Origin of the sequence: Capillimicrobium parvum (genome assembly GCF_021172045.1) — a bacterium.
In the GTDB taxonomy this organism is placed as follows: domain Bacteria; phylum Actinomycetota; class Thermoleophilia; order Solirubrobacterales; family Solirubrobacteraceae; genus Capillimicrobium; species Capillimicrobium parvum.
Map to the genome: position 1 here is coordinate 3,554,763 of NZ_CP087164.1, position 12,866 is coordinate 3,567,628.

Below are 12,866 nucleotides of genomic sequence, written 5' to 3' on the forward strand. Positions count from 1 at the left end.
GGGCTGTGACCGCGCCGTGGGCGCGCGGAGACCGCCGGGCCGCAGGATCGGCGGCGATCTCAACCACCACCGGGCGGAGCATCCAGGCGCCGCCCCGGACAGGAGGCAGTCATGGGTCAGTCCATTCCCCAGCAGCATCCCGCGGTCGTGCTGCGCAGCCACTACGAGCTGGTCCGCGCGCTTCTGGCCCTTGCCGCGGTGACCGTCGTGTGCCTCGCGGTCGCCGTCGCGATCGTCGTGGCCGACGACAACGGCAGCCCCTCCACCAGCGCCGTCGGGCGCGCCCAGCCCGCCGGCGTGCAGGCGTCGCACCTCCCGGCGGCGACGGCGCTCCTGCGCAGCTCGCACGGGTTCACCCGGTTCGACGGCGGCCCCGAGGAGGGCACCCGCGGCGCCATCGCGACCGCATCGCCCACCACCCGCTTCGACGGCGGCCCCGAGGAGGGCACCCGCGGCGCCATCGCGACCGCATCGCCCTTCACCCGCTTCGACGGCGGCCCGGAGGAGGGGACCGCCGGACGCTGACGCCGCGGGAGCGCCGGGCTCGAGGGGGCCGTCCGCGAGGACGGCCCCCTCCGCGCGCCCAGGGCCGGCCGCGCACCGGCACGACGACGTGACGATCGCCGGCATCGCCGCGGCGCGCTCGTGACCACGGACACTCGCCTCGCGGCATGGCGGCTACCATCGAAACGACACCGTCTCGTCTCGCTGCCGCATGTCCGCCAACGGTTCCACCTCGCCTCCTGCTGCCGACGCCAAGATCGACCGCGGGCTCATCCTCGTCGCCTCGGTCGTCGTGCTCGGCGCGATCATGTCGATCCTCGACACGACGGTCGTCAACGTCGCGATCAACACGCTCGCGCGGGACTTCGACGCGCCACTGTCGACGATCCAGTGGGTCGCCACGGGATACACGCTCGCGCTCGCGACGGTGATCCCGGTGAGCGGCTGGGCGGCGGACCGCTTCGGCACCAAGCGCCTGTATCTCATGTCGATCGCGCTGTTCCTGGCCGGCTCGATGCTGTCGGGCGCGGCCTGGAGCGCGGAGACGCTGATCCTCTTCCGCATCCTTCAGGGGCTCGGCGGCGGCATGCTCATGCCCGCGGGCATGACCATCCTCACGCGGGCGGCCGGCCCGAGCCGCGTGGGGCGCGTCATGGCGATCATCGGCGTGCCGATGCTGCTCGGTCCCGTCCTCGGACCGATTCTCGGCGGCTGGCTCGTCGACAGCTTCTCGTGGCGGTGGATCTTCTTCATCAACCTGCCGATCGGCATCGCCGCCATCGCCATGGCCTTCCGCGTCCTGCCCACCGACGTGCCTGCGCCGCAGCACCGGTTCGACTGGCTCGGCCTCGCGCTGCTGTCCCCCGGGCTCGCCGCGCTGATCTACGGGCTGGCGGAGAGCAACTCGGCCGGCGGCTTCGGCGCCACTCGCGTGCTCGTGCCGCTGATCGCGGGCGTCGTGATGCTCGCCCTCTTCGTCGTGCACGGCCTGCGCACGCCGCACGCGCTGATCGACCTGCGCCTGTTCAAGAACCGGATCTTCTCCGCGGCCTCGGCGACGCTGTTCCTCGTCATCATCGCCGCGTTCGGCGGCATGCTCCTGATGCCGCTGTACTTCCAGTCCGTCCGCGGAGAGTCGGCGATGACCACCGGCCTGCTCCTCGCGCCGCAGGGGCTGGGCGCGATGCTCGCGATGCCGCTCGCGGGCCAGCTGGCGGACCGAACGGGCATCGGCCGCATCGTCCCGGGCGGCCTGGTGCTCATCGGGGCGTCGTTCGTCGGGCTGACCCAGCTCGGCGCCGACACGAGCTACTGGCTCATCGGCGCGCTGCTGTTCGTCATGGGCCTCGGGATGGGCTTCACGATGATGCCGACGTTCACGGGCGCCCTGCAGACGCTGCGCCACGCCGCGATCGCCCGGGCCAGCACGACGCTGAACATCGACCAGCAGGTGGGCGCGTCGGTCGGCACCGCCGTGCTCAGCGTCATCCTCGCCCACGAGCTCGCGTCGCGCTTTCCGAACGCGGCCGGCGGCGGGATCGGCGCGGTGGTCCCCGACGCCGTGCGTGAGCGCGTTGCCCCGATGATGGCCGACGCCTACGGCGCGACGTTCTGGTACGCCGTGGGGCTCGTCGTCGTCGCGTTCCTCGTCGCCGTCACGCTGCTGCCCAAGCACAAGCCCGAGCCCGTCGACGAGCCCGGTGACGCGGTGAGCGCCGAGGCCTCCGAGCCCGTACTGATGCACTGATCCGTCTGATCAGAAGAACTCGTCGCTGTGGACGGTGCAGGCCCACACCACGAGGGCGTTGACGGCGAGCAGGATGGCCGACCAGATCGGGTACGCGCCGATCGCGAGGAAGTTGACCAGCAGCCCGAGAAAGCCGAGGAATCCGGCGATCCACGGCCCCGCGCCCTTGCGGGTGACGACGAGCCCGGCGCCCAGAAGCTGGGCGGCGCCGATGAACAACGCGATCCACCCCCAGGTCGACAGCGTCGACCAGACGAGCTCGTTCTCGGCGAAGTTGCGCTTGTCGGCGAGCGCGCCCGCGGCCCACAGGAGGTTGAGCACCCCCGCGAGCGCGAGGTACGCCCCGACGAACGTCACCCATCCGCTTCTCGCCGCTCGCCTGCCCGACGTGCTGGTCATGGTCCTCGCTCTTTCGCCGACGTCCGTGTGTGGCTCCGATGTTCGCCGGCGCCGCGCCGTTTCCTGGCCGGACGGTCGTCTGCTCAGCCGGAGACGATCGCCAGGAGCTGCGGCCCGACGTGCTCGAGCACTGACGCATGGACCGTCTCGTCGCCGATCGGTCTGCCGTGACAGCCGGCGTGCTCGGCAGGTAGGCTCGCGCCCGTGGTCGCACCACGCAGGCTCGCTCGCCGGACCCCGCGACGGACCGTGCGCCGCACCTCGCGCGGTTGACCCGGCCGTGTCCTGGCCCGACCATCGGCCCGTGCCCGATGAGAAGGAAGCGCCACGCTCTTCTTCGAGCTGAGCAGCTGGGCACTCGCGCTCATCCTCTTCGTGGTCGTGCTCGGCGCGACCGCGGTCGGGCTGTTCGTGGGCCGCCGGCTGCGCCACCTCTCCAACAACCTCAAGGAGCCGTTCGCCGTCCTCCAGGGCGCCCTGCTCGGAGTCGTCGGGCTGCTGCTCGCGTTCGGCCTCGCTCTCGCCGTGGATCGCTACGAGACGCGCCGAGCCGCCGTCGTCGCCGAGGCGAACGCCATCGGCACGGCGTATCTGCGAGCGCAGACGCTACGGGAGCCCGGACGCACCGACTCGCTCAAGCTGCTGGTGAGCTACACCGACAGCACGCTCCTCGTGTCGAGGTCCATACCGGGCAGCGATCGGGAGAAGGCCGCCAACGCCGCCGGCGAAGAGCTCGAGCGCATGCTGTGGCGCATCGCCGGCCGCCAGCTCGACGCGGCGCCGGTGGCCAGCGCGCAGCGCCTCTACGTCGAGTCGCTCAACGACATGATCGACGACGAGTCCGTGCGTATCGCGGTGCTCAACAACCGCGTGCCGTACGCGGTGCTGTTCCTCGAGATCGCGGGCGCCGCGCTCGCGCTCGGCCTCCTCGCCGCCTACCTGGCGATGCTCGGGCGCGCCACCCTCGCAGTGGTCCTCGCGTCGGTGCTCGTCGCCATGCTGCTGTTCGTCACGTGCGATCTCGACCGTCCCACCCGCGGACTGATCCGGGTTCCCGACACCCCGCTCGTGGCGGTGCGCGACTCGATGGACGAGCCGCCGGCGGCGGCGGCGCCGCGCTCGCCATGAGGACCACTGTGCGCCCCCCCAGCGTCGACCCGGCGCCGACGTCTGGACGCCGGCCCGCGCCTCTGATACTCACCCACCTGCTGCGGTCCACGACCTCAGCGCCCACGCGAACAGGGGATGGACCATGGCTGAGAAGCAGATCTTCGTCGCCTACGGCATCGACGTCGATGCGGTCGCCGGGTGGCTCGGCTCCTACGGCGGCGAGGACTCGCCCGCCGACGTCTCGCGGGGGATGTTCGCCGGCGAGGTCGGCACGCCGCGGCTGCTGCGGCTGTTCGACCGCTACGACCTGCGCACGACGTGGTTCATCCCCGGCCACTCGATGGAGACGTTCCCCGAGCAGATGGCGGCCGTGGCCGAGGCCGGGCACGAGATCGCCATCCACGGCTACTCGCACGAGAACCCGATCTCGATGACCGAGGAGCAGGAGGAGGCCGTCCTGCTGAAGTCGATCGAGCTCGCGGAGCAGCTGAGCGGGCGCCGGCCCACCGGCTACGTGGCGCCGTGGTGGGAGTTCTCCAACGTCACCAACGATCTCCTGCTGCGCAACGGCATCAAGTACGACCACAGCCTGATGCACGACGACTTCACCCCGTACTACGTGCGAACGGGCGACACGTGGACGAAGATCGACTACAGCCGCCCCGCGCACGAGTGGATGAAGCCGCTGGTGCGCGGCACCGAGACCGACCTCGTCGAGCTCCCGGGCAGCTGGTACCTCGACGATCTGCCGCCGATGATGTTCATCAAGACGGCGCCGAACTCGCACGGGTTCGTCAACCCGCGCGACATCGAGCAGCTCTGGAAGGACCAGTTCGACTGGGTCTACCGGGAGATGGACTACGCGGTCTTCGCGCTGACCATCCATCCGGACGTCAGCGGGCGCCCGCAGGTGCTCCTGCTGCACGAGCGCCTGATCGAGTACATCAACGGCCACGAGGGCGTGCGCTGGGCGACGTTCGACGAGATCGCCGACGACTTCCGCGCGCGCCGCCCCCGCGGTTGAGCGCGGTCGGATCGGCGGCTCGGCGTGTGCGTCCTGTGCGGATACGGCCTGAGCCCGTTCGAGTGGGCTGACGCGGGGCCGGGCGGGGAGACGATGGAGCGCGACGGCTCGGCGACGCGGGACGCGCGCCGCGCTCGCATCGGGCGGGCGGCGCTGTGCCGCGCGGTGCTCGCGCCCTACGGGCTCGACGTCCTGCCCGCCGTCGGGGCGGGCTTCGTGGTCCGCGACGGCAAGGGGCGCTCGCAGGTCGCCCAGACGCTGGCCGAGGTGTGGGGCGCGGCCGACGCGCTCGCACCGCGGCGCCCCGACCCCCTGGACCCGCGGCTGCTGGAGGCGCTGCGCGATGGGTGAGCCGATCGCGGTGTCGATCGTCAGCGGGTTCCTCGGCGCCGGCAAGACGACGTTCCTGCTCGACGCCCTGCGCGGGGACGACACGGTCGTGGTGCTCAACGAGATCAGCGACGCGATGACCGAGCTCGAGCTGTTCGGGGACCGCCCGCCGCGCCTGCTGACCGGCGGGTGCGTGTGCTGCGACCGGGCCGAGGAGCTGCGAGCGCTGCTGCGCGAGCTCGCCGGCCGCTCCCGCGAGACGCCGCTCGCGCACGTGGTCATCGAGACCACCGGGCTGGCCCATCCCGAGCGCGTCGCGGAGCTGCTGCGCGACGACCCGCTGCTGCGCCACCGGACGGCGCTGCGCGAGATCGTGGTCGTGGTCGATGTGCTGACCGTCCGCCGGACGCTGGCGGCGCACCGCGAGGCGGTGGATCAGATCGCCGCGGCCGACCGCGTCGTGCTGAGCAAGACGGACCTGTGCGAGCCGCCGGAGGTCGCCGGCGCGGTCGCGCTCGTGCGCGCGGTCAACCCGTCCGCCGAGCTCGTCGCCCCCGGCCCGCTGCCCGAGCTGCCGCCGGCCGGGCCGCCGCTCGACGTCGCCACCGAGCCGGGCGAGCACCTGTCGTCGGTGCGCACGCTCACGCTGCGCCCGGGCGCCCCCCTGTCGTGGCCGGTCTTCGGCGTGTGGCTGACGATGCTGCTGCACGCCCACGGGGCTCGGGTGCTGCGGTTCAAGGCGCGGGTGGACGCCGGCGGGACCGGCCCGGTCCTCCTGGACGCCGTCCAGGACGTGGTCCACCCACCGCGCCATCTCGCGGGCTGGGGCTCCGAGACGCCCGGCTCCGAGCTGACCTTCGTGACGCGCGACCTGGAGGTCGAGCAGCTCGAGCGGTCGCTGGCGCTGTTCCAGGACCGCCTGGCCGTGCTCGTCCCCGACCCGTAGGGGCGCTCAGGAGGCGAGCGTGGGCCGCTCGAGCTCGGCGATGGTCGCGAAGCGCAGGTCGAGCGGCGGGACGCCGCGATACTCGGCGCTGGCATCCAGGAGCCACTCGGCCAGGTACTCGGCGAAGGTGGCCCGCACGAAGACGCGGTACAGCGGCTCGTCGCTGCGCTGGTGCAGAATGACGCCAGCGCGGGCCAGCTCCGTCGACGCACAGGACCCGGCGGCGAACGCTCGCGGATGCAGGTCCAGCCGGCAGCCCTTGGCCAGCACGTCGCGCGCCGCCGCGCCCGCCAGCTCGATGACGGTGCGCTGCGCGGAGAGGTCGACGATCGAGGCGTGCGCGTCAGCGACCGCGGCGGCCAGCCGCTGCGCCACCCGATCGCCCTCGCCGTCGCCGGCCACCACGAGCCACTCGTCGGGACCCAGCCACAGCACGTCGATCTCGGCGGACGAGTGCGCCGCGCCGGGTGCCGGCAGACGGGTTCCCAGGACGGCGGCCGCCGCCGATGCGGCATCGCCGCCGGGCGCGAGACGCAGCGTCAGCTGCGTGAGCCACGGCACCTCCGCGAGGCGGATGGCGCCGGGCGCCTCGCGCGCCGCCTCCAGTCGCGCTCGCATCCGGTGCAGGGGCGTCCGGCGGATGGGGTCAGCCATCTCGGCGGCTTCCCTCCGGGTCGTAGAGCACCGGCTCGGTGACCGTCACCGGGACGGCCGTGCCGCGCGCACACGCATGGAGCGTCTGGCCGATGCGCTCGCGACCCGCCTGCAGCAGCGCGAGCGCGAACGTCCGGCCCAGCGCGGCGCTGCGGTAGCTGGAGGTCACGTGGCCGAGCATGATCGCGGGGATCTGGCGGGGCTCGCCGTCGACGAGCTGCGAGCCCTCGGCCGGCAGCGCCTGCGGGTCGACGGGCAGCAGCCCCACGAGCTGCTTGCGATCGGTGCGGCTGGTGTCGGGCCGCGTGAACGAGCGCATCCCGACGAAGTCGGCCTTCTTCTTGGACACGATCCAGTCCATCCCGAGGTCCTGCGGCGTGACCGTGCCGTCGGTCTCCTGGCCGATGATCGGGTAGCCCTTCTCGGCGCGCAGGACGTGCATGGTCTCGGTGCCGTAGGGCGTGATCCCGTCGCCCTGCCCCGCGGCCACGAGCGCCTCCCAGACGCCCGTCGCGTACCAGGCGCGCACGTTGATCTCATAGGCGAGCTCGCCCGAGAAGCTGATGCGGCAGACGCGGGCCGGCACGCCGGCGACCGTCGCCGTGCGCCAGGCCATGAACGGGAACTCGTCGCGACCGACGGCGAGACCCGGAGCGACGCTGCCGAGCACGGCCCGCGAGCGCGGGCCGGCCAGCGCGATCGTGGCCCACTCGTCGGTGACGGACGTGCAGTGCACGCGCAGGTCCGGCCACTCCGTCTGCAGCCATTCCTCGAACCAGTCGAGGACCGCCGCGGCGTTCCCGGTAGTGGTCGTGACGAGGTAGCGGTCCTCGGCGAGCCGGATCGCCGTCCCGTCGTCGAACACCATCCCGTCCGCCCGGCACATCACGCCGTAGCGGATCGCGCCCACCTTCAACGTGCTCATGAGGTTCGTGTACATGCGGTCGAGGAACTCGGCGGCATCGGGCCCATGGACGTCGATCTTGCCCAGCGTCGAGGCGTCCATCAGCGCGACCCCGGTGCGGACGGCGCGGCACTCGCGCAGCACCGCCGCCTCCATGTCCTCTGCGTCACGCGGATAGTGGCGGGCCCGCTTCCACTGCCCGACGTCCTCGAACTCAGCGCCGTGGGCTTCGTGCCACTTGTGAAGCGCGGTCACCCGGATCGGATCGTGAAGCCGGCCGCGGTCGCGCCCGGCGATCGCAGCGAAGGACACGGGCGCGTACGGCGGGCGGTGGCGGGGCGCCCCCACGTCGCCCGGCGCCACGCCGAGGGCGTCCGCCAGGACCCCCATGGCGAGCGTCCCCGACGTCTTGCCCTGGTCGTGCGCGGTCCCCAGCGTCGTGTAGCGCTTGACGTGCTCGGACGAGCACATCCCGGCCCCGGTGGCGCGGCGGACGTCGGCCACCGTGGTGTCGCGCGCCAGGTCGACGAAGTGCGTGGTCCACGGTTCGCCGTCGCCGGGCTCCGGGACGACCCACAGCGCGGCGGGCGGGCTCGCGGGCGCCTCGTCGGCGGCCGGCACGCTCGGCAGCGGTGCGTCGAACCCGGCGGTCCGCGCGGCCCGTGCGCCCGCGTGCGCCCCGTCCAGCAGGCACGCCCCGAGGCCGGTCAGGCCTCGGGCGCCGCCCGCGACCTCCATGCCGGACGCCGCTCCCGCCGGGACGAACGCGCCGACGGCGTCGTCGAAGCGCAGCGCGCCCAGGGCATGGCTGAACAGATCCAGCGTGGGGCTCCATCCGCCCGACACCAGCAGCGTGTCGCAGGCCATGTCGCGCCCGCCGGACGTCAGCCGCCGGCCGGCGTCGAGCCGCGCGACGGTGACGCCGTCGAGCGCATCGCCCCCATGCGTGCGGGTGACAACGTGGCCGGCCAGGACGTCGATCCCCGCGTCCCGGCAGCGGCGCGCCCACGCGTCCGGCGCGGCCGGACGAGCATCGACGACCGCCGCGGGGGCGACGCCGGCGTGCGCGAGATCCAGGGCGGCCGCGTAGCCGCCGTCATGCGTGGTGAAGACGACGGCGAGCCGGCCGGGCGCGACGGCGTAGCGGTTGACGTACGTGCGCGCGGCGCCCGCGAGCATCACCCCGGGACGATCGTTGCCGGCGAAGGCGATGGACCGCTCGTGCGCTCCGGCGGCGAGGACGATCTGCGCGGCGCGGATGTCCCAGAGGCGCTGGCCGGCCAGGTGGGCGGGCGCATCGGCGCCGAGATGGTCCGTGCGGCGCTCCAGCGCGATCACGTCGTTGGCGTCATAGCGCCCGAGCACGGTGGTCCGCGTCAACACGTCGACCTCGGGCAGGTCCCCGAGCGCGGCCGTCGCCTCGGCCACCCAGTCCGCCGCGGACGCGCCGTCGATCTCCTCGCGGCTGCCGAGCAGGCTGCCGCCAAGCTCGCTCCCGTCATCGGCCAGGATGACGCGCGCGCCGCTGCGCCCGGCGGCGAGAGCGGCGGCCATCCCGGCGGGACCGCCGCCGACGACGAGCACGTCGCAGTGGCGGTGCATCCGGTCGCCGGCCCGCCGGTCGGCGTTCGCGGCCAGCCGCCCGCGACCCGGCAGCCCGCGGGCCACCAGCCCGTCGTAGAGCTCGACCGTCGTGGCGGTGGCCATCGACTCGGGGGTGGCGCCGCCGAGTTCGACGAGGGCGTTGGGCTCCTCGATCCCCGCGGCGTACACGCCTCGCGGCCGGCCGAAGCGGATGCTGCGGCTCACCACCCGCACCCCGGCCGCCAGCAGCGCAGAGGCCAGCGTGTCGCCCCGCAAACCCTCGCAGGCGCGGTCGTCGAACGTGAAGGCCAGGCGGCGGTCGCGATCGATGCGACCCCCCTGGGCCAGGCGCCACGGCGCGCTCATGGCCGGAACTCGTGGGTCACGGTGTCGCGCACGACGTCGAACCAGCGGCGGCACCCCACCGCGTGGTACCAGCGCTCGCGGAACGGGCCCGCGGGGTTGTCGCGCACGAACAGGTAGTCGGCCCACTCGGCATCGGTCAGCGCCTGAGGATCGGGTGGATACGGCACGCCGGCCTGCCCGCCGTAGTGAAACTCGGTCTCGTCGCGCGGCCCACACCAGGGACAGGGAATCAGCAGCATGGTCAGTGGGCCACGGCGGCGGCGCCGTGCTCGTCGATGAGCGCGCCGGTCGAGAAGCGCTCCAGCGTGTACGCGGCGTTGAGCGGATGCGGCTCGTCGTTGGCGATCGTGTGGGCGAGCACCCAGCCGGCGCCCGGCGTCGCCTTGAAGCCGCCCGTTCCCCAGCCGCAGTTCAGGTAGAGGCGCTCCACGGGCGTGAGCCCCACGATCGGCGACGCATCGGGGCAGACGTCGACGACGCCCGCCCAGGTCCGCAGGATCCGCGCGCGGGCGAAGATCGGGAACAGCTCCAGCGCCGCGGCCATCTGCCGCTGGATCACATGGAACGCCCCCCGCTGGGCGTAGGAGTTGTACGGGTCGATCCCGGCGCCCATGACGAGCTCACCCTTGTGAGCCTGGCTGACGTACACGTGCACGGCGTTCGACATGACGACCGTCGGATGCACCGGCTCGAGCAGCTCGGACACCAGCGCCTGCAGCGGGTGGCTCTGCACCGGCAGTCGCAGCCCGGCCATCTCGGCCAGCTGCGTGGAGCGGCCGGAGGCGCACAACGCGACGCGCTCGGCCGCGATCGGCCCCTGGGACGTCTGCACGCCGGTGACCCGGCCCGCGCGCAAGTCGATCCCGGTGACCTCGCAGCCCTGGAGGAGGTCGACGCCCAGCGCATCCGCGGCCCGCGCATATCCCCAGGCCACACGATCGTGCTTGGCGATGCCGCCCCGCGGCTGGAACGTGGCGCCCAGGACCGGGTAGCGCGCCTCGGCCGACACGTTGACGATCGGGCACACCTCCTTGACCTCGTCGGGGCCGAGCCACTCGCCGTCGACGCCGTTGAGCCGGTTGGCCTCGACGCGCCGCACCGAGTCGCGCACGTCCTGGAGGGTGTGGGCCAGGTTGAGGACGCCGCGCTGGCTGAACAACACGTCGTAGTCGAGCTGCTCCGCCAGCCCCTCCCACAGGCGCAGCGCGTGCTCGTAGAGGGCGGCGCTCTCGTCCCACAGGTAGTTCGAGCGGATGATCGTCGTGTTGCGCGCCATGTTGCCGCCGCCCAGCCACCCGCGCTCGACGACGGCGACATCGGTGATGCCGTGCTCCTCGGCGAGGTAGTAGGCGGTGGCCAGGCCGTGGCCGCCCGCGCCGACGATCACCACCTCGTAGGCCCGCTTCGGCTCCGGCGTGCGCCACAGCCAGGTCAGGTGCTCCGGCTCGGCCGGATCATGCGGACGCATCGGCACGGCCGGAAGGATGGCCGACCGGGACGCGCCGCGCCAGCTGCGTTTCGTGAACCAGCGCCCGTGCGTGGGGTTACGTTGCGACAACCACCTCCGCAATGCGATGATCGGCCGGTGAGCGACGTGGCGCCGGTTGCCCAGCAGGAGAACCTGTTCACGATCGCCGACGCGCTCGCGTTGCCGGTGCTCTGCGAGGGCGTGCCGGAGGTGCTCGCGGGCGCGAGTCAGCTGGGACGCCCCATCCGCTGGGTGCACTGCGGCGAGTTCCCCGACATGCCGGCGGTGCTCAAGGGCGGCGAGCTGCTCCTGACCCATGGGATGAGCGTGAGCAGCCGGGAGAGCCTTCAGCGCCGGTACGTCGCCGATCTGTCGCGGGCCGGCCTGGCGGGTCTCATCATCGAGCTGGGCCCCGGGATGCAGCACGTCGGCGGCGCCATGGTCGCGGAGGCTCACCGATGCGAGCTGCCGCTGATCGTCCTGCACCACGCGATCCCCTGGATCGAGGTCACCGAGGCCGTCCACCGGACGATCGTCCATCACCAGGCCTCCCTGCTCGAACGCGGACAGGAGCTCCACGAGCGCTTCGCCGCGCTCGTCGCCGCCGGCGCCGGCGTCGCCGAGGTGCTGCGAGCGCTGGCCGACTCCGTCGGCAATCCCGTGCTGCTCGGCCGCGACGGCGAGCTGGTGTCCACGGGGCCGCGAGAGCACGCCCACCTGACCATCGCCTCCGCGTGGGAGGCATCGGTGCGAGCCCTCCCCCACGCACCCGACGCCCTGAGCATGCCCGTGGCCGTCGGCGAAGACCCGCACTGGGGCATCGCCTGCGTGCTGGCCCTCGAGCGGCCGCTGAACCGGCTCGACCGCATCGCGCTGGCCCAGGCGGTGCCGCTGCTGGCGCTCGCGCTCCTGCGCGCCAACGAGCTCGACACCCTGGCGGCACGTGAGCGCGGCGAGTTCCTCGAGGCGCTCGTCGACCCTGACGCGCCCTTCGACGACCAGCACGCGCACCGGCTGGCGGCGCGCATCGGCCTCGCCATGCGAACGTCGTGGCTGCTCCCGCTCGTCGCCGACCTCGCGCCCGGGTACGGCCGCCTCGACCAGCGCCGATGGGCGCTGGTCGGACGCGACGTGCGCACCGAGCTGGCCTCGCGTCAGATCCCGGCCGTGGTGGGAACGCTGGCCAACGGGCAGCTGGCGCTCATCGCCGGCGTGACGGCACCCGAGCGCCGCGACGACACGGCCCGCATGCTCGCCGATGCCGTGCAGCGGGCGATCCGCGGGACCCTCGCCGACGCCCGGTCGGTCATCTGCGTCGGCGCCTTGTCCGCGTCGTGGTCCGACATGCGACTGACGCTGCGCGAGACGATCGAAGCGGTGCCCGCCGTGCGCCACGCGCCGCCACAGCCATGGCACGACGTGAGCCGGCCCGACCTGCGCCGGCTGCTGTGGGCGCTGCGCGGCCAACGGCCCCTCGTCGACTTCGTCGAGCGGCAGCTCGCGGCGCTGCGTGCCCACGACGCCCGAGGACGCAGCGATCTGCTGCACACCCTCGAGGCCTTCTGCGCCACCGGCGGGCGCAAGACCGAGACCGCGAGGATGCTCCACATCGAGCGCCAGTCGCTCTACAAGCGCCTGGCCCGGATCGAGGCGCTGCTCGACGCCGACCTCACCCAGGAGGACACCCGCCTCGGCCTCCACCTCGCCCTGTACGCCCAGCGGCTGCTCGGCGGCCGGTGGCCCAACTGGGACGGCGTGGCCGCCCGCGACGACCGGCGGCTGCCCGGCGACGGACGGCCTGCGGTCAAGCGCCTCGACTGAAGGGGACGC

10 protein-coding genes and 1 pseudogene are annotated in these 12,866 nt (G+C 73.3%); 7 read left to right on the forward strand and 4 right to left on the reverse strand.

Annotated elements, in window-relative coordinates:
- The first annotated feature begins 111 nt into the window (after positions 1 to 111).
- Together DSM104329_RS17340 and DSM104329_RS17345 are read left to right on the forward strand one after the other, a co-directional pair.
- Complete coding sequence (locus DSM104329_RS17340) at positions 112 to 525, forward strand: hypothetical protein (RefSeq protein ID WP_259311106.1); 414 nt, start codon at positions 112 to 114, stop codon at positions 523 to 525.
- Between the two features lie 190 nt (positions 526 to 715).
- The gene (locus DSM104329_RS17345; protein ID WP_259311107.1) at positions 716 to 2,251 is read left to right on the forward strand and encodes a DHA2 family efflux MFS transporter permease subunit; all 1,536 of its coding nucleotides are present in this window, start codon (positions 716 to 718) and stop codon (positions 2,249 to 2,251) included.
- Between the two features lie 9 nt (positions 2,252 to 2,260).
- On the opposite strand, the gene DSM104329_RS17350 is transcribed toward DSM104329_RS17345, so the two are convergent.
- The gene (locus DSM104329_RS17350) at positions 2,261 to 2,608 is read right to left on the reverse strand and encodes a DUF7144 family membrane protein (protein WP_259311108.1); all 348 of its coding nucleotides are present in this window, start codon (positions 2,606 to 2,608) and stop codon (positions 2,261 to 2,263) included.
- Positions 2,609 to 3,025: 417 nt separating this feature from the next.
- Here DSM104329_RS17350 and DSM104329_RS17355 point away from each other — a divergent pair, with 417 nt between their 5' ends.
- The 4 genes from DSM104329_RS17355 to DSM104329_RS17370 all read left to right on the forward strand — a co-directional run bounded on the left by DSM104329_RS17355 (position 3,026) and on the right by DSM104329_RS17370 (position 6,060).
- On the forward strand, positions 3,026 to 3,778 hold the full coding sequence (locus DSM104329_RS17355; protein ID WP_259311109.1) for a bestrophin-like domain: 753 nt from the start codon (positions 3,026 to 3,028) through the stop codon (positions 3,776 to 3,778).
- 124 nt (positions 3,779 to 3,902) lie between these two features.
- Positions 3,903 to 4,784: a polysaccharide deacetylase family protein gene (locus DSM104329_RS17360; RefSeq protein WP_259311110.1), complete on the forward strand. Its 882-nt coding sequence runs from the start codon at positions 3,903 to 3,905 to the stop codon at positions 4,782 to 4,784.
- Between the two features lie 24 nt (positions 4,785 to 4,808).
- Complete coding sequence (locus tag DSM104329_RS17365; protein WP_259311111.1) at positions 4,809 to 5,135, forward strand: hypothetical protein; 327 nt, start codon at positions 4,809 to 4,811, stop codon at positions 5,133 to 5,135.
- Complete coding sequence (locus tag DSM104329_RS17370) at positions 5,128 to 6,060, forward strand: CobW family GTP-binding protein (protein WP_259311112.1); 933 nt, start codon at positions 5,128 to 5,130, stop codon at positions 6,058 to 6,060. The genes DSM104329_RS17365 and DSM104329_RS17370 overlap by 8 nt, the downstream gene beginning before the upstream one ends.
- 6 nt (positions 6,061 to 6,066) lie before the next feature.
- On the opposite strand, the gene DSM104329_RS17375 is transcribed toward DSM104329_RS17370, so the two are convergent.
- The 3 genes and pseudogenes from DSM104329_RS17375 to DSM104329_RS17390 form a co-directional block, all read right to left on the reverse strand.
- Positions 6,067 to 6,714, reverse strand: coding sequence for a sarcosine oxidase subunit gamma (locus DSM104329_RS17375; RefSeq protein ID WP_259311113.1), 648 nt, complete (start codon positions 6,712 to 6,714; stop codon positions 6,067 to 6,069).
- Positions 6,707 to 9,807, reverse strand: a pseudogene (locus DSM104329_RS17380) (sarcosine oxidase subunit delta). The gene DSM104329_RS17375 and the pseudogene DSM104329_RS17380 overlap by 8 nt, the downstream one beginning before the upstream one ends.
- Before the next feature lie 2 nt (positions 9,808 to 9,809).
- A complete protein-coding gene (locus tag DSM104329_RS17390; protein WP_259316230.1) occupies positions 9,810 to 11,036 on the reverse strand; it encodes an FAD-binding oxidoreductase in 1,227 nt (408 codons plus the stop codon).
- A 117-nt stretch (positions 11,037 to 11,153) separates the two neighbouring features.
- On the opposite strand from DSM104329_RS17390, the gene DSM104329_RS17395 reads away from it, so the two are divergent.
- On the forward strand, positions 11,154 to 12,857 hold the full coding sequence (locus DSM104329_RS17395; RefSeq protein ID WP_259311116.1) for a PucR family transcriptional regulator: 1,704 nt from the start codon (positions 11,154 to 11,156) through the stop codon (positions 12,855 to 12,857).
- Positions 12,858 to 12,866: the final 9 nt, after the last annotated feature.

Bases quoted from the DNA above. Each gene is read 5' to 3' on its own strand.
- DSM104329_RS17370 (WP_259311112.1), top strand. From the start codon at position 5,128: ATGGGTGAGCCGATCGCGGTGTCGATCGTCAGCGGGTTCCTCGGCGCC.
- DSM104329_RS17345 (WP_259311107.1), top strand. From the start codon at position 716: ATGTCCGCCAACGGTTCCACCTCGCCTCCTGCTGCCGACGCCAAGATC.
- DSM104329_RS17375 (WP_259311113.1), bottom strand. From the start codon at position 6,714: ATGGCTGACCCCATCCGCCGGACGCCCCTGCACCGGATGCGAGCGCGA.
- DSM104329_RS17390 (WP_259316230.1), bottom strand. From the start codon at position 11,036: ATGCGTCCGCATGATCCGGCCGAGCCGGAGCACCTGACCTGGCTGTGG.
- DSM104329_RS17360 (WP_259311110.1), top strand. From the start codon at position 3,903: ATGGCTGAGAAGCAGATCTTCGTCGCCTACGGCATCGACGTCGATGCG.
- DSM104329_RS17340 (WP_259311106.1), top strand. From the start codon at position 112: ATGGGTCAGTCCATTCCCCAGCAGCATCCCGCGGTCGTGCTGCGCAGC.